This window comes from Flavobacterium inviolabile (assembly GCF_013389455.1).
GTDB lineage: Bacteria > Bacteroidota > Bacteroidia > Flavobacteriales > Flavobacteriaceae > Flavobacterium > Flavobacterium inviolabile.
Genome location: NZ_CP058278.1, coordinates 2,620,627 through 2,642,633, shown reverse-complemented (window position 1 = coordinate 2,642,633; position 22,007 = coordinate 2,620,627). Strand labels below are relative to the sequence as shown.

Below are 22,007 nucleotides of genomic sequence, written 5' to 3'. Positions count from 1 at the left end.
ACCCCGAAAAAATGAACCGTATTAAACTATTTTGTCCGGCAACGATTGCCAATCTCTCCTGTGGATTTGACGTTTTAGGCTTGTGCCTCGATACGATTGGCGACGAAATGATTATTTATAAAACCGATACCAAAGGAATCCGGATTACCCGGATAACCGGAGCCGATTTACCGCTTGAACCGGAGCAGAATGTTGCCGGCGTGGCGGCTATGGCCTTACTGGAAGCCGTTCAGCCCGATTGCGGATTTGCCATTGAAATCACAAAAAATATAAAAGCCGGAAGCGGCATCGGAAGTTCTGCCGCAAGTGCAGCCGGAGCCGTTTTCGGTATTAATGAATTACTGGGCAGGCCCTTTACCGCAAAAGAATTGGTCCGTTTTGCCATGAAAGGAGAAGCTCTGGCCAGCGGAAGCGAACATGCCGATAATCTTGCTCCGGCACTTTTGGGCGGCTTTACACTCATTAGAGGTTATGATCCTTTAGACATCATCTGCATTGACAGTCCTCCAGCCTTATTTGCAACGGTAATCCACCCGCAGATAACCCTGAAAACATCCGAAATGCGGGCGGTTTTATCACCCGAAATTCCGTTAAAAAGCGCCATCAGACAATGGGGAAATCTCGGCGGACTGATTGCCGGATTGTACACAAACGATTACGGACTGATCCAGCGTTCTTTACAGGATGAAATCATAGAACCCCTGCGTAAAAGATATATTCCTAACTTTGATCTGGTTAAAGAAACCGCCTTAAAAAACGGTGCACTGGGTGCCGGAATTTCCGGATCTGGTCCTTCAATTTACGCTTTAAGTCAGGGAATTGAAACGGCTCAAAAAGTTGCACTTGAAATGAAAAAAATATATAACGATACCACCATTCCATTTGAAATTTATGTTTCGAAAATAAATCCGGATGGCATACGAATCATCAACTGATAAAACCGTACAAATGAACTATTACAGCCTGAATAACCCGAACCATAAAGTCTCTTTCCGGGAAGCCGTTATGCAAAGTATCGCACCCGATAACGGTTTGTATTTCCCGGAAACAATAACACCGCTGCCGGCATCATTTTATGAAACAATAACAGCTTTAACGAATGAAGAAATTGCCTTCCGGGTAATTCAGCCTTTCGTTGGAAACGAAATTCCGGAAACAGTACTCAAACAGATCATACAGGATACAGTATGTTTTGATTTTCCGGTCATTCCGGTAGCCGATAATATTTTCGCATTAGAATTGTATCACGGTCCTACAATGGCCTTTAAGGATGTAGGTGCCCGTTTTATGTCCCGTTGCCTGGAATATTTTAACCGGGAGAATGATTGTAAAACAACCGTTTTAGTGGCTACTTCCGGCGATACCGGCGGTGCAGTTGCCAACGGTTTTTTAGGAACCAAAAATGTCGACGTGGTGATTGCCTATCCAGGTGGAAAAGTCAGTGCTATCCAGGAATTACAACTTACCACTTTGGGAGCAAACATCAGCGCCCTTGAAGTGGACGGCACTTTTGACGATTGCCAGGCGATGGTTAAAAAAGCTTTTTCCGATGCCGATTTAGCCGGTATGCACCTCACATCTGCAAATTCCATCAATATTGCCCGCTGGCTGCCGCAAATGTTCTATTTTTTCTTTGTTTACAAAACTTTGAAACCATACAACAAACCGATAGTTCTGGCCTGTCCGAGCGGTAATTTCGGAAATATCTGTGCCGGAATGCTGTCCAAACGCCTGGGCTTGCCCATTGCCCGTTTTGTTGCCGCCACGAATGCCAACGATACCGTACCCCGTTTTTTAGCAACCGGAACATACACGCCCAATCCCACAGTAGCCACGATATCCAATGCCATGGATGTGAGCAGTCCCAGCAATTTTGTCCGCATTCTGGAATTGTATCAGCATGATTTAAAACAACTGGAACAGGATTTTTCGTCCTTTTCGTTTACCGATGCAGCCACACTGGCAGCTATAAAAGAACTATACCGGCAAAACGGCTATCTTTCGGAACCGCACGGAGCTGTGGGCTATCTTGGTTTGCAGCAGGAAATGCCGCAGCAACCCGGCAGTATCGGTGTTTTCCTGGAAACTGCCCACCCGATCAAGTTTGCCGATATTGTGGCTTCCTGCTTAAACATAACGCTGCCCGTTCCGGAGCAAATTGAACGGATTTTGAATAAAGAAAAAGTGAGTCATAAAATAAAATCCTATCAAGAACTGAAAAATTACCTGATGAAAAAATAATCCCGTTTTATCCCTTTTGCCACTCCATAAAAAATCAATACATTAGCGACCTAAAATAAATATACAGCACAAAATGAAAAATACAGCATTAACGCACGTTCACGAAAGTTTAGGAGCAAAAATGGTTCCGTTTGCAGGTTATAATATGCCTGTTCAATATGAAGGAGTTAACATTGAACATGAAACGGTTCGTAACGGCGTAGGTGTTTTTGATGTTTCGCACATGGGGGAATTTTTCCTGAAAGGAGAAAATGCCCTGGCTTTAATTCAGAAAGTAACTTCAAATGATGCTTCCAAATTAGTAGACGGTAAAGCACAATATTCCTGTTTACCAAACAACGAAGGCGGAATTGTTGACGATTTAATTATTTATAAAATTGCCGATAACGATTATATGCTGGTCGTAAATGCTTCCAACATTGAAAAAGACTGGAACTGGATTTCCAAGCACAATGATTTAGGAGTGGACATGCAAAATGCTTCCGATTCCTATTCTTTACTGGCTATTCAGGGACCAAAAGCAGCTGAGGCAATGCAGTCGTTAACAGCAACTGACCTGATCAATATGCCGTATTATTCTTTCCAGACTGCTGAATTTGCAGGAGTGAAAGACGTAATCATTTCGGCAACCGGTTATACCGGTTCCGGAGGTTTTGAAATTTATTTCAAAAATGAAGATGCCGAAACAATCTGGAACAACGTTTTTGAAGCCGGAGCCGCTTTCGGAATCAAACCGATCGGATTGGCAGCCCGTGACACTTTACGTCTTGAAATGGGATTCTGCCTTTACGGAAACGACATCAACGATACCACTTCTCCATTAGAAGCAGGATTGGGATGGATTACTAAATTTGATAAAGAATTTACCAATTCGGAAAACCTTAAAAAACAAAAAGAAGCCGGAGTAACTAAAAAACTGGTTGCTTTTGAATTAACAGAAAGAGGAATTCCGCGTCACGATTATGAAATCGTAGACAAAGACGGTGCCGTAATCGGAATAGTAACTTCCGGAACAATGTCGCCATCGTTAAACAAAGGAATCGGATTAGGATACGTTCCAACGGCTTTATCGGCTGTTGACAGCGAAATTTTTATCCGAATCAGAAAAAATGATGTAGCTGCAAAAGTGGTTAAATTACCATTTTACAAAAAATAATTATAAAAAAAGAGGCTTCAAAAGAAGTCTCTTTTTTTGTTAAAGTGCTGTAATAATTTTATTTTTGCACACTGTTTTACAAACTATAACAAAAAACAATTAACTCTTATGGGAAGAGCGTTTGAATTTAGAAAAGCGAGAAAAATGAAACGTTGGTCGGCAATGGCTAAAACGTTTACAAGAATTGGAAAAGATATTGTAATGGCCGTTAAAGAAGGCGGACCAAATGCGGAAACAAATTCCCGTTTGCGTGCAGTAATGCAAAATGCAAAAGCTGCCAACATGCCGAAAGACAATGTGGAACGCGCCATTAAAAAAGCTTCCGATAAAGATACCGCTAACTATAAAGAGGTTTTATTTGAAGGATATGCCCCTCATGGTATTGCCATTTTAATTGAAACCGCTACCGATAATAATAACAGAACTGTTGCCAACATCCGAAGCTATTTCAACAAATGCAACGGTACTTTGGGTACTCAGGGTTCTGTAGAATTCATGTTTGACCATACCTGTAATTTCAGAATTCCATCTGAAGGTCAGGATGTGGAAGAATTAGAACTGGAAATGATCGATTTCGGTGTGGAAGAGATCTTTGCAGACGAAGACGGTATCATGATGTATGCGCCTTTTGAAAGCTTTGGTGCTATTCAGAAAGAACTGGAAAACAGAAATATGGAAATTTTATCTTCCGGATTCGACAGAATTCCGCAGGTAACCAAACAACTGAATGCAGAGCAGGTTGCTGATGTTGAAAAACTACTGGAAAAAATTGAAGAAGACGATGATGTGATGAACGTATACCACACTATGGTTGAAGAATAATATTCCCGATTAAAACATAAAAAAACTACGGATCACTCCGTAGTTTTTTATTTTATAACCTTTTTATTTACGCTTCTAAAGTAGCCGACAAAAAGATGTCTGCTTTTAACAGCTGCGATACCGGGCAATTTTCTTTGGCATTTAAAGCGGCTTTCTGAAAATCGTCTTCCGAAATTCCCGGAACTTTTGCGGCCAGCTCCAGATGGATCTGGGTGATTTTTCCGTCTTCAAAAATTACTTTTGCAGTAGTATCGATATTTTCGGGTACAAATCCCAATTCCGACAATACAAAGCTCAGCTTCATTGAAAAACAGCCGGCATGAGCCGCACCAATCAATTCTTCAGGGTTTGTCCCTACTCCATCTTCAAAACGGGTTTTAAACGATAATTGGGCATTATTTAAAGTAGTACTTTGTGTGGAGATGGTTCCTTTACCTTCCATTCCGGTTCCCTGCCAGTTGGCTTTGGCTTTTCGTATTAATTTCATAGTAGGTTGATTTAATTTTTAATTCCTATAAAGTTAACTATTTGTTTGTTAACAAATCCTAACCATAACATAAATTAATCGATAATTCGCCCGAATATTTAAAACAAAACAGTGCAATATGAGATAAAAAAGTGTCGTTCATCGGTAAAACAATACACTTTATCGAAATCATTTTATTTTTAGCACACGAAATAAAGATATGTGCGAAAAAATCATAATTTTATGTTAAACCAATAAATAATTTCCAAAAACAGCTATTAATATCACAAAAAAAGGCTTTACAAAAATAATATAACCGAAAAGGCGACTACTACAACTTTTTAAAATTTCACCCAACCAAACGACATAATGAGAATGAAAACCGACAACGAGAAAAACGTCAAAGAATATTTCTTTTGGCCGGAACAAATCAGCTATACTTTAGTATTATGGGCTGTTATTCCAACATTATTATACCAGTATTTTAACATGAAGTGGATCGTTATTCCATGGATTCCTGTGGCTCTTGTCGGGATTACCACCGCCATTGTGGTTGCCATGAAAAATACCCAGATGCAAAAGCGTTTGGCAGATGCCGGTCTGATATGGAATAACATTATCACCCAAAGCACCGACTGGAATACTACTGTGCAGCATTTTATTCCGAAAAGCAATAGTGCCTACAAAACACTTGTGCACAATCAATATGCCTGGATCATGCTATTGCGCTTTCAGTTAAAACACAACAACAACCAGCCGGGTCCGGCAGCAATGCAGGCATTAAAAAATGAGCTTGCAAATTATATTGCTCCGGAGCGCCTAAACGATATCCTTTTGCAGAAAAACAGTGCCAAACAATTGATTGCACTACAATCGGTCATCATTAAAGAGCTGTATAACAACCAGCAGATCACTAACCAGCAGTATATTGAAATGCTGCGAAAATTAGCCGATTTGTATGATTTACAGCAGCAATGCGAAAAAATAACAAACTATACTCCCAATGGCTTTTTCAGCCGTATCAATCTTGTTATGATCCGACTGTTCATTATCCTGCTTCCTTTCGGGCTCATTAATGAATTCCGAAAATTAGGCAGCGATTTTGTCTTGTTAACGATACCTTTCTGTCTTTTGATTTCCTGTGTTTTCACCTTAATTGAAAGAACCGCTAAAAAACCTTTTGACCTTGGTTTGAATGATTCTTCTGCCCAAAAACTGGCAAAAATAGAACTCTGAACAAGCGTATAACCGTAAAAATAAACCACAACAAAAATCCCTTCTCCGGTATCATTCAGAGAAGGGATTTTTTTTAACCTGTTAACCATCAGTTTATTATTTTTAATCAAATGATTAAAAAATTTGTTTAAATTATTTTGCTTTGCTAACTTTGTGGAAACGAAGCCCTCATGCCAAAGAAAATTGAAAAAGACAGCTCTACTGAAGAACGGATCAAAGCAGCCGCACGAAAAGTCTTTACCCAAAAAGGTTATGCCGCAACACGCACCCGGGACATTGCTGAAGAAGCCGGTTTGAATTTAGCACTGCTGAATTATTATTTCAGGAGTAAGGAAAAGCTATTTGAATTGGTGATGACCGAAAAAACGCAGCAATTCTTCGGATTGATCACACCAATACTGAGCAATGAGGCAACCGGTTTAGAGGAAAAGATTGAACAGCTAACACAGCATTATCTGGACATGCTGCTTAACAATCCGGATTTGCCCATGTTTGTACTCAGTGAGATCCGGCACAATCCCGGACGCCTCAGCAAAAGGGTTTCCGTAAAAGAGCTGCTGGTCAATTCTTCATTTGCCAGACAATTGCAGGAGAAAAAGCCGGATGTCGAAGCCTTACACTTTATCATTACCCTTTTAGGCATGATCATATTTCCGTTTATAGCCCGCCCCGTATTGGAAACCAGCACGGTAATGCCTTCGGAAAGCTTTAATAATTTCATTCTGGAACGAAAAAAAATGATTCCGGTCTGGGTCAAAGCGATTTTAGAAACATAACATTTTTTTAATCTAATTAATCAAATGATGAAAAGTATACTTTATTTCACGGTACTATCCGCTTTCTTTAGCCTGCCAATCCGGTCACAGGAAATACAGACGCTCACTATAGAAAACTGTTATGCCCTTGCCAGTGAACATTATCCTTTAGCCAAACAGCGGGAATTAATCCTGAAAAGCAGGGATTACAGTATCGAGAACATTTCCAAAGGCTATCTGCCACAGGTAAATATTGTCGGACAGGCCAGCTATCAATCGGAAGTAACGCAGGTTCCGATACAGCTGCCCAACACCACTATTCCGGTTTTAGACAAAGACCAGTATAAGATATACGGCGAGATCAATCAGGTAGTCTATGACGGTGGTATGATCAAACAGCAAAAACTGTCGCAGGAATCAAAGTCACTTGTAGAAGCGCAGAAACTTGAAGTGGAACTCTATAAATTAAAAGAGCGGATCAACGATTTGTATTTTGGGATCCTTTTAGTCAACGAACAGCTCAGGCAAAATGCTCTTAAAAAAGATGATATTGCGCTTGGTATAAAGAAAACGGAGGCGCAGCTTGCCAACGGAACCGTTTTCAGAAGCAGCCTGGACATACTAAAAGCAGAATACCTGACCGTAAGCCAGCAGACGCTCACGCTGTTGAGCAATAAAAAGGCCTATCTTAACATGCTGGCATTATTCCTGAACAAACCGCTGGACGACAATACCCTACTGGTCACTCCTGTCCCACCGGTACTCTCTACTCAAAACAACCGGCCGGAATTAGGCTTATTTGAACAGCAGGCAAAAAATATTGACATACAGCAACAGGCAATTACCATCAAGAACATCCCTAAACTAAACCTGTTTTTCCAGGGCGGTATGGGAAAACCGGCTCTGAACATGCTCAGTAATGATTTTGAAGCCTATTATATTGGCGGTATCCGTCTGAACTGGTCGCTTTTCGGGTATTATACCCAGCGAAAAGAAAAAGACCTGCTGAATATCAATAAAGAGGACATCAGCATACAAAAAGAAACGTTTCTGTTCAATACCAACTACCAGCTGCAACAGCAAAATGAAGAGATCAGCAGGCTCAGCGGTTATCTTATCTCCGATCAAGAAATCATCAGTCTGAGAGGCAGCATCAAAAAAGCAGCTCTGGCACAACTGGAAAACGGTGTGAGCACCACCAGCGATTACCTGCGGGAAGTTAACGCAGAAGATACAGCCCGGCAGAATAAAATACTGCATCAGATACAATTGCTTGCCGCACAATATAAAGTCCGATTAACACAGGGTAATTAATTCCAAAAACCGTACGAATGAAACAGATACTTTTTACCATTATTGCCATCCCTTTTTTTATGGCCTGTAACAATACCGAAAACGGATATGATGCAACCGGTACGTTTGAAGCTGTTGAAACCATCGTTTCTGCCGAAGCAAACGGAACCATCAAAGCGTTGGCTATAGCTGAAGGCCAACAACTCACCCGGGACCAGTTTATCGGCTATATCGATACCATTCCGCTATCGCTTAAAAAAGAGCAGTTGGAAGCCCAGATAAAAGCTACTTTGAGCAAAAAACCCAATATTGAAATACAAATTGCGGCCTATAAAGAACAACTAAAACAGGCCCGGCACGAACAGCAAAGAATGAATAACCTGGTAAAAGCGGATGCGGCAACCCGGAAACAGCTGGACGATGCCAATGCGCAGGTAAACATTTTACAAAAACAGCTGGATGCCGCCCAATCAGCGTTATCGATCACTGCCTCTTCTTTAAATGAAGATTCGGCTACGCTAAACGTTCAGATCAGACAGCTCAACGATCAGCTGAAAAAATCCAGAATCATCAATCCGGTAAACGGGACCGTATTAACCAAATATGCCGAACCGGAAGAAATGGCCTCGATTGGAAAACCACTATACAAGATTGCCGATCTGAGCAGCATTATTTTAAGAGCATACATAACCGGTGACCAGTTTTCCCAAATAAAACTGAATGAAAAAGTTACCGTTTATACCAATGCCGACACGAAAAAAAGCTACCCCGGAACGGTCGAATGGATTAGCAGCAAAGCCGAATTTACACCGAAAACCATACAGACAAAAGACGAACGTGCGAATCTGGTATATGCTGTTAAGATCAAAGTGAGCAATGACGGTTTACTGAAAATAGGTATGTATGGCGATGTGAAATTCAAACATCAAAACTAAAAAACATGAAAGCCGTTATTGTTGAAAATATAACCAAAACCTATGGCAAAGACAAAAAAACTGCGGTCGATAACGTTTCTTTTTCGGTAGCAACCGGTGAATTGTTCGGACTGATCGGACCTGACGGAGCCGGAAAGACCAGTATTTTCAGAATGCTCACAACGCTGCTCCTTCCCGATCAGGGAAATGCCAGCGTGATGGCTCTGGATATTGTTAAAGATTACCGGGAAATCCGGCAGCTTGTAGGCTATATGCCCGGAAAGTTTTCCTTATACCAGGATCTTACCATTGCAGAAAACCTGAACTTTTTTGCCACTTTATTCAATACCACCTTACAGGAAAATTACGATCTGATCAAAGATATTTACATTCAGATAGCCCCTTTTAAAGACCGGAAAGCCGGGAAATTATCCGGCGGTATGAAACAGAAACTGGCTTTGTGCTGCGCATTGATCCACAAACCGGCCATACTGTTTTTAGACGAACCCACCACCGGCGTGGATCCCGTTTCCCGGAAAGAATTCTGGGAAATGCTGAAAAAGCTGAAAACACAGGGAATTACCATTATTGTTTCGACACCATATATGGATGAAGCGAACCTGTGTGACCGGATCGCCCTGATACAAAACGGAAAAATACTGACTATTGATACCCCGTTAAACATTACGGCTGCTTATCCTGAGAAGTTATATGCCGTTAAGGCTGCCAATATGTATGCCCTGCTGCAATTACTCGAAAAATATCCGGACCGTATTAATAGTTATGCTTTTGGCGAATTTGCACATATCGCATTAAAACCGGCAGACGATGCTGTTTCACAATTACAGCATTACCTGGAAGAAAGCGGCATGAAGGCGGTAACGATTCATAAAACCGAAGCAACAATAGAAGACAGTTTTATACAACTATTGCACTAATCACGATGGAAGATCAAGTCATAATCTGCGAAAAATTAACCAAACGTTTTGGCGATTTCACGGCTGTAAACCAAATATCCTTTACAGTTTCCAAAGGGGAAATTTTTGGTTTTCTGGGCGCCAACGGAGCCGGAAAAACAACCGCTATGCGGATGCTATGCGGTTTGTCGAAGCCCACTTCGGGCAATGCGCATATTGCCGGTTATGATATTTACAAAAACACCGAACGCATTAAAAAGAATATCGGCTATATGAGTCAGCGGTTTTCCTTATATGAAGATCTTACGGTTGCCGAAAACATCCGTTTCTTCGGAGGAATTTACGGACTTTCCAACCAGCAATTGAAAATGAAAAGTGAAGCCCTGATCCGGAAACTCCATTTACAGAGCGAAGCCAACAGCCTGGTAGCTTCTTTGCCATTGGGCTGGAAACAAAAACTTGCCTTTTCGGTAGCAATTATCCATGAACCTAAAATTGTGTTTTTAGACGAACCAACCGGCGGTGTCGATCCGATTACCCGGCGGCAATTCTGGGAACTTATCTATGAAGCGGCCAACAGCGGAATTACCGTTTTTGTAACCACCCATTATATGGATGAAGCGGAATACTGTAACCGGATATCCATCATGGTGGACGGTTCGATTGAAGCACTGGATACAACGGCCAATCTGAAGAAAAAATACGATGCCGTTACCATGGACGATGTGTTTTACCAGCTTGCCCGAACTGCCAGACGAGGCGAATAAAATCTGATTATGAAACAGTTTATCACTTTTATCCGGAAAGAGTTTCTTCACGTTATACGGGACCGCAAAACGCTGCTGATCCTTTTTGGTATGCCGATTGTTCAGATTTTGATCTTCGGATTTGCCCTGACGAATGAGATCAAAAACTCGGAAATCGTTATTGTCGATAATGCAAAAGATGTCGCCAGTGCTAATATAATCACTAAAATTACCGCAAGCCGTTATTTTAAAGTCAGTACCTTTTTATCACAGAATTCCGATATGGAAGCCGAGTTCCGCAAAGGAAAGATCAAGCTTGCCGTATTGTTCCCTCCGCATTTTAACGAACAGTTAGTACATGAAAACCGGGCACAAATCCAGATCATTGCCGATGCTTCCGATCCGAATACCGCGACCACGCTTACCAATTACATGACTTCCATTATACAGGAATATCAGGCGGAAATTAACGGGAATAACCCGGTTCCGTTACAAATTGTTCCGGAGATCAAGATGCTTTACAATCCGCAGTTAAAAGGTGCCCCAAATTTTGTTCCGGGCGTAATGGCACTGGTATTAATGCTTATCTGCGTTATGATGACGGCTATTTCAATTGTAAAGGAAAAAGAAAACGGTACCATGGAAATTTTGCTGGTTTCCCCGTTTAAACCCATTTTTGTGATCTTCTCCAAAGCGGTTCCTTATCTGTTGCTATCTTTAATTAACGTCAGTACGATATTGCTGCTAAGCATTTTTGTACTGGATTTGCCTATAAATGGCAGTATAGTGTTGCTATTCCTGGAAAGTATCCTCTTTATCATTACCTGTTTAGCCATCGGTATTTTTATTTCCATTAAAACCAGTTCCCAGCAAATTGCCATGCTTATCTCGTTAATGGGCATGATGCTGCCCACTATTTTGTTTAGCGGTTTTATGTTTCCGGTTGAAAACATGCCAAAACCATTACAATTGATTTCCAACATTGTTCCGGCAAAATGGTTTTACATTATTGTAAAATCTATTATGATTAAAGGTCTCGGGTTTTCTGCCATCTGGAAGGAAACACTGATCCTTTTCGGAATGACTGTCTTTTTATTAATCATCAGCCTGAAAAGCTTTAAAACAAGACTGGAATGAGAACGATGCGTTTTTTGCTCCAAAAGGAGTTCCGGCAGATTTTCCGCAACAGAGCCATATTGGTCATGATCATGGTAATGCCGGTCATGCAGCTGATCATTCTCCCGCTGGCCGCAGATTATGAAGTGAAAAACATCAATCTGGCTGTCGTGGACAACGACCATTCGACGTACTCTCAAAAGCTGATTACCACAGCTGCCGCTTCAGGCTATTTTAAACTTTCCGGTTACCGCAGTTCCTATAAAGAGGCTTTACAGCTTATTGAAAATGACGATGCCGACCTGATCCTGGAAATACCTAAAAACTTTGAACGCAATCTTGTCCGGGAAAACCACCAACAGCTTTTTATTGCCGTAAATGCCATTAATGGTGTCAAAGCCGGACTTGGCGTTTCCTATCTGAATACGATACTGAAAAATTTCAATGCCGATATTCGTTTGCAAGTACAACCGGCTGCGAAATTCAATACTGCTCCGCTTATTGAAATTACGGCCTCAAACTGGTACAATCCGCTGCTGGATTACCACACGTTTATGGTTCCGGGCATTTTAGCAATCCTGATCACGATGGTGGGCGGTTTTCTTTCGGCACTGAATATTGTTAAAGAAAAAGAAGTCGGAACCATCGAACAGATCAATGTTTCCCCTTTAAAAAAATACCATTTTATATTGGGTAAACTCATTCCGTTCTGGATTCTCGGTAATGTGGTTTTCACTTTAGGACTGTTGATAGCCTGGCTTGTTTATGGCATAACACCACAGGGAAACATCTTTTTATTATACGGTTTTATCTGGATTTACCTGTTGGCAATTCTGGGCTTTGGTCTGCTTATTTCCACATTTTGCGATACCCAGCAACAAGCTATGTTCATCATGTTTTTCTTTATGATGATCTTTATTTTGATGGGTGGTTTGTTTACCGCAATCGACAGTATGCCGGAATGGGCAAAATATATTTCCCGTTTCACACCGGTGAGTTATCTTATAGAAGTCATGCGCATGGTTGTCCTGAAAGGCAGTACTTTTAAAGATGTATTGCCACATTTCCTTAAAATCGGGCTTTTTGCCGTAGTGCTTAATGTGTGGGCGGTATTGAACTATAAAAAAACATCCTGATAAACCATGAATAAGCCAACGTAAAAAGTTAATTTTTTCCAAAATACTTTTTACTGTTTTAAAAAAGTGTACTTTTACCGACTGATTAGTCAATCTTATCATGGATAAACAAAAAGAAATACTTGCCGCTGCGCTGAAACTATTCGTAGAATATGGTTTTCACGGTACCGCTACCAGCAAAATTGCTAAGGAAGCCGGTGTTGCGAACGGTACCTTGTTTCATTATTACAAGACAAAAGAAGACCTGATCATTGCGCTTTATATTGATATCAAATTAAAAGTTGCGGAACATATTGAAAATGCTGTTGCTTCCAATACCGATTATAAAACGCATTTTAAAAGCCAGTTTATTGCGATCATGCTGTGGTCACTGGACAACGACTACCAGTTTCGCTACATTCAGCAGTTCTATTCTTCACCCTATGCGTCACAGATAGATTATGAAGAAATACAGAAACTTTCTAAAAAAGGCTGTGAGGAGCTGGAAGCCGCTATCCGTAAAAATGTGATTAAAGATCTACCGGTAGATTACCTGATTACGATTGTCAACAATTTTATATTCGGCGTGCAGCAATACCTTCGCCAGTCGAAACTGAGCTTTGAAGCAAAGAAAGAAGTGATTTATAATTCCTTTGATATCTTGTGGACCATGATTAGCTGATTTTTTTTAAACCATATAGAGTGATTAGTCAATCTAAACTTATTGCAACAAAATAATAATGAACAAAATCTTAAAAAAAATGTTACTTACAATTTTTACCATACTCATATCCTTAACCGTAATTGTTTATCTTTTTCTCCAACAGCCAAAATTCGGAAAACTGCCTTCCGGTGCCCGGTTAGAGCGTATTAAGAACTCTCCTAATTTCAGGGACGGTAAATTCCAGAACAGCAGTTTCACGCCCGATCTGACGGAAGGCGCCAGCTTTTACAGCGTTTTAAAGGAGTTTCTATTTAAAGAAAATACAAGGGTAAAACCTGTAGACAGTATTCCGTCGAAAAAAACAGATTTACGGTCGCTTTCCAAAGAAGAAGATGCTTTTGTATGGTTTGGACATTCCTCCTATTTTATTCAGACCGATGGTATTAAAATCCTGGTTGACCCTGTTTTTAGCGGCGCAGCCTCTCCTGTCCGCCTGACTACAAAAAGCTATCCCGGCAGCGACATTTATACCGTGAATGACCTTCCGGAAATCGATTATCTTTTTATTTCACATGATCATTGGGATCATCTGGATTATGAAACCATCAAAGCATTAAAGCCAAAGGTGAAAACAGTGATTTGCGGTTTGGGTGTTGGTGAACATTTTGAATATTGGGGTTATGATACCCAACACATTATTGAAAAAGACTGGCATGAAACAATCGAGCTGCCAGATGGCATTACCGTACATACCACGCCGGCAAGGCATTTTTCCGGAAGAGGATTAACCCGCAACCAATCGCTTTGGTTATCGTTTGTATTACAGACGCCAACAAAGAAAATATTCCTGGGCGGTGATGGCGGTTATGATACCCACTTTAAAAAAATCGGGGAACAGTTTGGTCCTTTTGACCTTGCCATTATTGAATGCGGGCAATATGACAAAAACTGGAAATACATTCATTTAATGCCGGAAGAGGTTTTACAGGTTGCCCGGGATCTTCGGACTTCCCGGTTACTACCGGTTCACTGGAGTAAGTTTTCTCTGGCTAACCACAACTGGGACGAACCGATAACAAAGCTCAGAACCCTGAATCATAACGAAAACATCCGCCTGTGTACGCCGATGATCGGGGAAAAAATGGACCTGAACGCAGAAAAAACCTTTACCGAATGGTGGAAAAATATCAACTAAAATAACCTGAGACCGAATGTTATATATCTTTAAAACAAGCGTTAAAACCAAAAAAGACGCCCGGAAAATTGAACGTGTCTTTACCGAAAATGAGGCCATCAGTCATTTTAATTTTGACCTGGAAGACTGTGATAAAATTCTTCGTGTTAGCAGTGAAAAACTGGAAGTAACTGATGTTACGAATCTTATAACCGCATTGGGTTATCATTGTGAAGAACTAAGTGCGTAAACAAAATGTAATTATTTTGTTTTATTCTTGAAATTTCATCAGTAAAAGTGATTTTTTATTATTTTTATCGCATCAATAAATCTAATAATGAGCCACGAAAAAATACGCGATCATATCGATTGTTTAAACTGCGGAAAAATTGTCACTGAAAAGTATTGTCCGAACTGCGGACAGGAAAATGCCGAATCCCGTAAATCATTTTCTTATTTATTCACACATTTCGTAGAGGATTTAACTCATTATGACAATGCGTTCTGGAAAACAATACAATACCTGTTGTTTCGCCCTTCAAGGCTCACAAGAGAATACCTGTCCGGGAAGCGTAAAAAATATGTGGCACCGGTTAAACTATATATTTTTATAAGTTTTATTACTTTTTTCCTTCCGGGCATATTACCCGAAATAAATCATAAAAGTGACACACTCCGCCAGACACGACAGGCAGAGGCGCATAAATATGACGACAATTACAAAGAGGTCGATTCTATCCTGGAAAAGAACCAGATACCCAAAACTAAAATTGGCAACTATCGTTCTGTAAGGGAATTTGATTCGATACAAAAAACCCTTCCGGAATCGAAAAAGCCTTCAAAACTAATGGCTAAATTTGAACGAAGACTGGCCGAAATAAACGAAACATATACCATAAAAGAGATTGTCTCAAAATTCAGGGAATCCTTTATTCATAACCTGCCAAAGGTACTTTTCCTCTATTTGCCCTTATTTGCTTTTTCGTTATGGCTGTTTCACAATAAGAAAAAATGGTACTATTTTGAACACGGTATTTTTACGCTGCATTACTTTTCGTTTCTATTGCTCAGCACTACCCTGTTCATGACAATTTCATGGCTATTTGATTTAATGGGCGATAATGGACTTCTCAGTGTGCTGCAATTCATCATTACCTGTGTTTATCTCGGATGGGGATTCACGTATTTCTTTAAGGCACACCGGTTTTTATACCATGAAAAACGATATATCTCGAACATAAAGAGTTTACTGTTGTTTTTTATCAACTCGTTTTTGATACTTATCGTACTGCTTATGTTTATCGTTTATACAATTTTATACCTTCATTAATTTGAATTTATTCTAAAAAGCATGGCGTTTCATTTTAATGAAATAGTCGTACTTTTGCGTATCTCAAAAATTTTTAAAATGCAACATATTATTGATCGTTTTATCAGTTATGTAACTGTTGATACAGAATCTGATCCGAATTCCGATACTACTCCCAGTACTGCTAAACAATGGGATTTAGCAAAACAATTAGTTGAAGAACTAAAAGCTATAGGAATGGAAGATGTTACTATAGATGACAATGCTTATATTATGGCAACACTGCCTGGTAATGTGGAGCATGACGTTCCTACTATTGGTTTTATTTCGCATTTCGATACTACTCCTGACTTTACAGGAGCAAACATTAAACCGCAGATCGTTGAAAATTATGACGGGAAAGATATCGTACTGAACAAAGATTTGGATATCGTACTTTCTCCAAATTATTTCAAGGATCTATTACAGTATAAAGGACAAACGATCATCACTACAGATGGTACCACGCTTTTAGGAGCCGATGATAAGGCCGGAATTACCGAGATCGTAACGGCAATGGAGTTCCTGATCAACAATCCGGAGATCAAACACGGAAAAATCAGAGTTGGTTTTACACCGGATGAAGAAATCGGACGCGGAGCTCATAAATTTGACGTCGAAAAATTCGGTGCAGACTGGGCTTACACGATGGACGGAAGCCAGATTGGTGAGCTGGAATATGAAAACTTCAATGCTGCCGGAGCAAAACTAATCTTTAAAGGAAAGAGTGTTCACCCGGGTTATGCAAAAGGAAAAATGATTAATTCCATGCTTTTGGCCAACAAATTCATTTCAAAACTTCCGAAACACGAAACACCGCAGGAAACAAAAGGTTATGAAGGTTTCTTCCACGTAACCAACATCAGCGGTAGTATTGAGGAAACAAAAGTGGAATTGATTATTCGTGATCACGATAAGAAAAAATTCGAAAAACGTAAAGTTGTTGTCGAAAAAATCGCGAAGAAAATCAACAAGAAATTTCAAAAACAATTTGGCGGTGATATTGTTAGCTGTGAAATAAAAGACAGTTATTACAATATGCGTGAAAAGGTGGAACCGGTAATCCATATTGTGGAAATTGCAGAAAAGGCAATGAAAGAACTGGGTATTAAACCGATCATTAAACCTATTCGTGGCGGAACAGATGGCTGCCAGCTTTCCTATATGGGCTTACCTTGCCCGAACATTTTTGCCGGCGGACACAATTTCCACGGAAAATACGAATATGTACCGGTAGAAAGCATGCAAAAAGCAGTGGATGTGATTGTAAAAATTGCGGAATTAACAGCTTTAAAAAAATAATTTCCATTACCGATGGAAGAAAAACACCAATGGGATAAGACCAATCAATGGGAAGAAGAGCTCGATTATTTAAAATCCATACTTCTAAAAACCGAATTGGTCGAAACAACAAAATGGGGCGGCCCTACCTATACCTGTAACGGGAAAAACGTTTTGGGAATTGGCGGGTTTAAATCCTATGTTGGCATTTGGTTTTTCAACGGTATTTATTTAAAAGATGAGCATAAAGTTTTGGTTAACGCCCAGGAAGGCGTTACCAAGGCTTTACGCCAATGGCGCTTCCAGTCGAAAGCCGGGATGAACGAAAAACTGATTTTACAATACGTTCAGGAAGCCATAGCCAATGAAAAAGCCGGAATGGTCTACAAACCGGCAAAAAAAGAAGCAATCGTATCCGAATACCTGCAAAAGGAACTGGAGAACGATCCGGAACTAAAAACTGCTTTTGAACAATTTACGCCTTACAAGCAAAAAGAATTCCTGGAATACATTGCTACTGCCAAACAGAAAAAAACAAAGCAAAGTCGTTTTGAAAAAATCAAACCGTTTATTTTAAGTGGTATCGGACTGAATGACAAGTACCGCTAAATTTTTTAGCTGCCTGTCTTCAAACAATATTAAAAGCTCCGTTTCGGGGCTTTTTCTTTTTAAAAACAGCTTTATGATACCGCCGTTTTTCCGGAATCATTTCGCTGTATCGTTATAAATTCCCTCCCGATTACACCCTTTTTTATCCAAAAAGAGGTACTTATATACGCAAATATACTCAACTCCTGATTTTTATGCCAATCCATAATTGTTATTTCAATAAAAATTACAAGATTCGCAGTTCCAAAACGTATCACTATGAAAATTAGCAAATTACACGCCTGCTTTCCTGTTCTAACTTTTATGCTGTTGGCTCTTTTTAGTTGTGAACTTGAAGAAGAGGTATTGCAAAAGAACAACTACCGGGAAAATATAAAAATCAGAAACAGCACTTTTGACGCGCTGCTGAACGAACAACATTTTGTTAACGCAATTTCGAAACTAAGCAAAAGTAAACCGGCACAATCCAAAACCGTTATGGAGGCAGAATATGGTTTTACCATCCTGCCGGACCAGGCAAAAGTATTGGAGCATAAAGGCAAAACCTCCTATACTTTTCAGATAAAAAGAGAAGTCCAAAATCCGGACTATTTTGAAAACCTTGTCATAGACACGGACAGTATCGGGCAAACGGATGCCTATCTCTTTAAATATTTGCCAACAGAGCCATTAGCGCCCAGTGAAGAACACGATTCATTCCATTTTAAAGGAGCTGTTCATATCACGCCCATTACCTATAATATTGCCATAGCGGAGAAAGAATTACACTGTGTTACGGCTACCGTGATGATGTGTGACCAGTCCTGGTCGGGTAGCGGCTCTACAACACCGCATGTGGCCACCCAATATTGTAACAACCCCAATCACTTAACGGAGGTAACCACCACCACCTGCGATATGACTGCCGGTGGCGGAAGTATGGGTGCCGGAGCCGGCGGATGGTTTGGTGCTAATCAGGGTAGTCAGGGCAGTGACCCCGGCGGCGGACATGCAGGAGCCGGAAATGGCAGCGGAACTGCTCCGGGTTCTAATACGAATCCTCCGGTACTTACCGCTCCGGTTTTTGATTTAGACCTGATCACTAAGTGTAAAACGATCAGCAAACAAATGGCCAAATTCCCGGGTTTAAAACAATCTTTAATCGATTTAGCGGCCACCACCTCAGATAGTCATGAAAACGGGATATTTATTGACAAATCAGCTACAGCGGAAACGCCCGATCCAGTTCAGACAGTACCGGTAGGAAGTGGCGGCACTATCGAAATCAATTTAAATCCGCCATCAAAATATACAATGATAGCACATACACATGATGCATCCGGGGCTGATGGGCAAGGAACTTATTCCATATTTTCTTTTGACGATATGGCAACAATAAGTAATTTAATCCAAAAAGGAAAAATTGATACCGGTGATTTTGTTTTTTATGTGGCTACTGCCGACGGCACACGATATGCGATGACGATAAACTGCGCCTCTTGTTTAGAAGCTTTCTGTTATCCTTGTGGCGAAAATTTAGCGATTGGTACAGTGTTAGATATGAAAAGAGTGACAGAAAATGCTGAGAGGTATAATGAATTTTATAATTTAATTAATGGTATACACGCGAACTCTAACCCCGAAAATGATACAAAAAAGTTCTTAAATTTTATGTCGAAAGCAAATTTGGGTATATCTTTATTTGAAGTTGACGCTACTTTTACAAACTTGAAAAGTTAGAGTATGACTCTAAAACGTCAAAAGTTATTAAAACACCTTGTTCAAACTAAAAACATTCATATTATGAAAAAAATATTACATCTGTTTTTATTAATATTTACAGTCTCTTTTTCTTACGCACAACAGGAAAAAATTGAGGAAATAAGACAATTTTACAATTCCGATTTTAAAACAAGCTCTTTTTATACTTATTACTATAAGGATATAAATAATTATTTTACCCCATTTATCGGAACCTGGATTTACCAAAACGGGAACCAAACTTTTGTTATTAACTTCTGGAAGGAAACTAAAAGTGCCTATCTTGATAAAAAACCAAAGCATTATATTGATGAGTTGAAAGGACATTATAAATTAGTTCAAAATTACGGGCAGCCAAACGAGCAGGTGATTTATACCTCACAAAAAAATGTAGGTAATTCAATAACGCCGTGGCCTACTATCGTTATGGCAAATCAGCCAATGGAATCATATATAATGAGAGGTACTATTTTTGACGTTGCCGGTGTATTAAACCCTTCGTACCCAACAGGGGTAAGGGGGGATTTAGAAATGATAATTAATCCGGCTAATCCTAATACGGCGCAATGGAAAGTTAAATTACCGCCGGGTATACGTCTTTCTGACCAGCCAAGCACTTTTACAATACCCACTAACATAACACTAACAAAAGTTAATCAGTAACATAAAAAGCCGGGAAGTTTTATCGGGTTTTATATACTTTTTGGTACTACTATTTAGTGACGATATTGCTGCAATTTGTTTGTTACAGCTGACCTAATTGCTGTTAGGTATTGTGTGTTATATCACATAGACATATTTTTTAATTAGTGATTATATATCCGTTTAGTATGAGATAAGTTAATCCCGTTAAACACATATATTATGAAAAAAATAGTATACCTGTTTTTATTAATATTTACAGTCTTTTTTTCTTACGCACAGACAGAGAAAATAGAGGACATAAGACAATTTTATAACTCTAATTTTAAAAAGAGTTCTCTAATTACTTATTACTATAAGGATGTAAACAACTATTTTACCCCTTTTATCGGAACCTGGATTTACCAAAACGGAAACCAAACTTTTGTTATAAGATTTTGGAAAGAAACGAAAGTCAGCTACATCAATGAAAATCCGAAGTTTTATATAGACGAATTATGCGGACACTATAAATTAGTTCAGAATTACGGGCAGCCAAACGAACAGGTCATTTATACATCTGAAAAAAATATAGGTAATTCAGTCACCCCATGGCCCACTATTGTAATGTCCAACCAACCAACGGAGCCATACAAAATGACTGGTACCATTTATGATGTAGCAGGTCCGCTAAACCCATCATATCCGACAGGGGTAACAGAACGATTAGAAATGATAATCAATCCGGTTAATCCTGATACAGCGCAATGGGAGGTAACTTTACCTATGGGAATGCGTGGCTTAGACCAGCCAAGCACTTTTACAATACCCACTAACGTAACACTAACAAAAGTGAATTAGAAATATAAAAGCAGCCTCTTTTATAAACCCTGTATTTTACGGGCTTTTAACGTTGGTTATCCATTACTTTCCTTATCGCCATGTCCGAATATGACTTTCGCACAGATAACGGCAAATCTTTAAAATAAAAACAACTTATCGTATATTTGATTAAAATATACTTATATTATTATTAATTTACTACAAATAATACAAGCTTCTTACAAAAACACGTAATTCTACCTGATATCCATCCTACCAATCTGTCTATTTTTGTATAAACTTAACCACAAAATTTACATTTATGGAACAAATTATTGGACAAATCCAGGCGTTTGGATTTGGTTTCGCACCAGCACAATGGGCTTTTTGCGACGGACAAATTATGTCAATTGCCCAAAACACGGCTTTATTTTCTTTGTTAGGAACTACTTTCGGAGGAAACGGACAAACTACATTTGCTTTACCTGATTTAAGAGGACGTTCTATCGTTCACCCGGGATCAGGACCAGGATTAACACCAGTTCAGTGGGGAGAATCAGGAGGAGCACAAAATATTACCTTATCACTTGCTAACGTACCGGCTCACGTTCACCCGATAGTTCCGGGAACAGGAGCAGGACAGGTAAATGTTTCAACAGTTATCCATACCAATACCGGTAACCCGGTTAATGAATCCGATAACGGAAACAACAGTTTTGGTACTGGTGGAGCAGCTCCAAATACCTATAGCGAACCGCCTTTTTCAGGGACAGACAAAGTAGGTAACATTACTACGGCTATTAGCGGAAGTACAGGTATTGCAGGAAGTAACACTCCATTCTCTATCCGTAACCCTTATTTAGGGATCTACACAAGTATCGCATTATACGGTATCTTCCCTTCTCGTAATTAACGAAAGTAAACAAGTTAATCTTAGGAGAGGAAGAATACGTTCATCCTCTCCTATTATT

Annotated in this window: 23 protein-coding genes; 22 read left to right on the top strand and 1 reads right to left on the bottom strand. The window is 39.7% G+C overall.

Features of this window, described 5'->3' with window-relative positions; all coding sequences use genetic code 11:
* Positions 1 to 11: 11 nt before the first annotated feature.
* From HW120_RS11770 to HW120_RS11755, 4 genes are all read left to right on the top strand, one after another.
* Positions 12 to 935, top strand: coding sequence for a homoserine kinase (locus HW120_RS11770; protein ID WP_177734300.1), 924 nt, complete (start codon positions 12 to 14; stop codon positions 933 to 935).
* Positions 936 to 948: 13 nt separating this feature from the next.
* Complete coding sequence (gene thrC, locus HW120_RS11765; RefSeq protein WP_177736322.1) at positions 949 to 2,241, top strand: threonine synthase; 1,293 nt, start codon at positions 949 to 951, stop codon at positions 2,239 to 2,241.
* A gap of 73 nt (positions 2,242 to 2,314) precedes the next feature.
* Positions 2,315 to 3,397 carry a glycine cleavage system aminomethyltransferase GcvT gene (gene gcvT / locus HW120_RS11760; protein WP_177734299.1) on the top strand — a complete coding sequence of 361 codons (1,083 nt, stop codon included), beginning with the start codon at positions 2,315 to 2,317 and terminating at the stop codon, positions 3,395 to 3,397.
* Positions 3,398 to 3,505: 108 nt separating this feature from the next.
* Complete coding sequence (locus tag HW120_RS11755; protein ID WP_177734298.1) at positions 3,506 to 4,219, top strand: YebC/PmpR family DNA-binding transcriptional regulator; 714 nt, start codon at positions 3,506 to 3,508, stop codon at positions 4,217 to 4,219.
* Between the two features lie 67 nt (positions 4,220 to 4,286).
* Here the strand turns inward: HW120_RS11755 and HW120_RS11750 are convergent, their stop codons facing one another.
* Positions 4,287 to 4,706, bottom strand: a complete 420-nt coding sequence (locus HW120_RS11750; protein WP_177734297.1) for an OsmC family protein — start codon at positions 4,704 to 4,706, stop codon at positions 4,287 to 4,289.
* Positions 4,707 to 5,054: 348 nt separating this feature from the next.
* Between HW120_RS11750 and HW120_RS11745 the strand changes: the two genes are divergently transcribed.
* The 18 genes from HW120_RS11745 to HW120_RS11660 all read left to right on the top strand — a co-directional run bounded on the left by HW120_RS11745 (position 5,055) and on the right by HW120_RS11660 (position 21,949).
* Positions 5,055 to 5,921: a bestrophin family protein gene (locus HW120_RS11745; protein ID WP_218618720.1), complete on the top strand. Its 867-nt coding sequence runs from the start codon at positions 5,055 to 5,057 to the stop codon at positions 5,919 to 5,921.
* Between the two features lie 170 nt (positions 5,922 to 6,091).
* Positions 6,092 to 6,697: a TetR/AcrR family transcriptional regulator gene (locus HW120_RS11740; protein WP_177734295.1), complete on the top strand. Its 606-nt coding sequence runs from the start codon at positions 6,092 to 6,094 to the stop codon at positions 6,695 to 6,697.
* A 24-nt stretch (positions 6,698 to 6,721) separates the two neighbouring features.
* Positions 6,722 to 7,990, top strand: a complete 1,269-nt coding sequence (locus HW120_RS11735; protein ID WP_246296980.1) for a TolC family protein — start codon at positions 6,722 to 6,724, stop codon at positions 7,988 to 7,990.
* Between the two features lie 17 nt (positions 7,991 to 8,007).
* Entirely contained in the window at positions 8,008 to 8,904 is an 897-nt protein-coding gene (locus HW120_RS11730) for an HlyD family secretion protein (RefSeq protein WP_177734294.1), read from the top strand.
* Positions 8,905 to 8,909: 5 nt separating this feature from the next.
* Positions 8,910 to 9,821, top strand: coding sequence for an ABC transporter ATP-binding protein (locus tag HW120_RS11725; RefSeq protein ID WP_177734293.1), 912 nt, complete (start codon positions 8,910 to 8,912; stop codon positions 9,819 to 9,821).
* A gap of 5 nt (positions 9,822 to 9,826) precedes the next feature.
* Complete coding sequence (locus tag HW120_RS11720; protein WP_177734292.1) at positions 9,827 to 10,567, top strand: ABC transporter ATP-binding protein; 741 nt, start codon at positions 9,827 to 9,829, stop codon at positions 10,565 to 10,567.
* Positions 10,568 to 10,576: 9 nt separating this feature from the next.
* Positions 10,577 to 11,683, top strand: coding sequence for an ABC transporter permease (locus HW120_RS11715; protein ID WP_177734291.1), 1,107 nt, complete (start codon positions 10,577 to 10,579; stop codon positions 11,681 to 11,683).
* Positions 11,680 to 12,798 (top strand): ABC transporter permease, encoded by a 1,119-nt coding sequence (locus tag HW120_RS11710; protein ID WP_177734290.1) that lies wholly within the window; start codon positions 11,680 to 11,682, stop codon positions 12,796 to 12,798. The genes HW120_RS11715 and HW120_RS11710 overlap by 4 nt, the downstream gene beginning before the upstream one ends.
* Positions 12,799 to 12,898: 100 nt before the next feature.
* Complete coding sequence (locus tag HW120_RS11705; RefSeq protein ID WP_177734289.1) at positions 12,899 to 13,459, top strand: TetR/AcrR family transcriptional regulator; 561 nt, start codon at positions 12,899 to 12,901, stop codon at positions 13,457 to 13,459.
* Positions 13,460 to 13,538: 79 nt separating this feature from the next.
* The gene (locus HW120_RS11700; RefSeq protein WP_218618719.1) at positions 13,539 to 14,636 is read left to right on the top strand and encodes an MBL fold metallo-hydrolase; all 1,098 of its coding nucleotides are present in this window, start codon (positions 13,539 to 13,541) and stop codon (positions 14,634 to 14,636) included.
* A 16-nt stretch (positions 14,637 to 14,652) separates the two neighbouring features.
* Positions 14,653 to 14,865 (top strand): hypothetical protein, encoded by a 213-nt coding sequence (locus HW120_RS11695; protein WP_177734287.1) that lies wholly within the window; start codon positions 14,653 to 14,655, stop codon positions 14,863 to 14,865.
* Positions 14,866 to 14,952: 87 nt separating this feature from the next.
* A complete protein-coding gene (locus HW120_RS11690; RefSeq protein WP_177734286.1) occupies positions 14,953 to 15,945 on the top strand; it encodes a DUF3667 domain-containing protein in 993 nt (330 codons plus the stop codon).
* A gap of 78 nt (positions 15,946 to 16,023) precedes the next feature.
* Positions 16,024 to 17,265 carry a peptidase T gene (gene pepT / locus HW120_RS11685; protein ID WP_177734285.1) on the top strand — a complete coding sequence of 414 codons (1,242 nt, stop codon included), beginning with the start codon at positions 16,024 to 16,026 and terminating at the stop codon, positions 17,263 to 17,265.
* A gap of 12 nt (positions 17,266 to 17,277) precedes the next feature.
* On the top strand, positions 17,278 to 17,853 hold the full coding sequence (locus tag HW120_RS11680; protein WP_177734284.1) for a YdeI/OmpD-associated family protein: 576 nt from the start codon (positions 17,278 to 17,280) through the stop codon (positions 17,851 to 17,853).
* 258 nt (positions 17,854 to 18,111) lie between these two features.
* The gene (locus HW120_RS11675; protein WP_177734283.1) at positions 18,112 to 19,572 is read left to right on the top strand and encodes a hypothetical protein; all 1,461 of its coding nucleotides are present in this window, start codon (positions 18,112 to 18,114) and stop codon (positions 19,570 to 19,572) included.
* 63 nt (positions 19,573 to 19,635) lie between these two features.
* Positions 19,636 to 20,256, top strand: a complete 621-nt coding sequence (locus tag HW120_RS11670) for a DUF6705 family protein (protein WP_177734282.1) — start codon at positions 19,636 to 19,638, stop codon at positions 20,254 to 20,256.
* Positions 20,257 to 20,457: 201 nt separating this feature from the next.
* On the top strand, positions 20,458 to 21,075 hold the full coding sequence (locus HW120_RS11665) for a DUF6705 family protein (RefSeq protein WP_177734281.1): 618 nt from the start codon (positions 20,458 to 20,460) through the stop codon (positions 21,073 to 21,075).
* Positions 21,076 to 21,358: 283 nt separating this feature from the next.
* Positions 21,359 to 21,949, top strand: a complete 591-nt coding sequence (locus tag HW120_RS11660; RefSeq protein ID WP_177734280.1) for a phage tail protein — start codon at positions 21,359 to 21,361, stop codon at positions 21,947 to 21,949.
* Positions 21,950 to 22,007 lie beyond the last annotated feature (58 nt).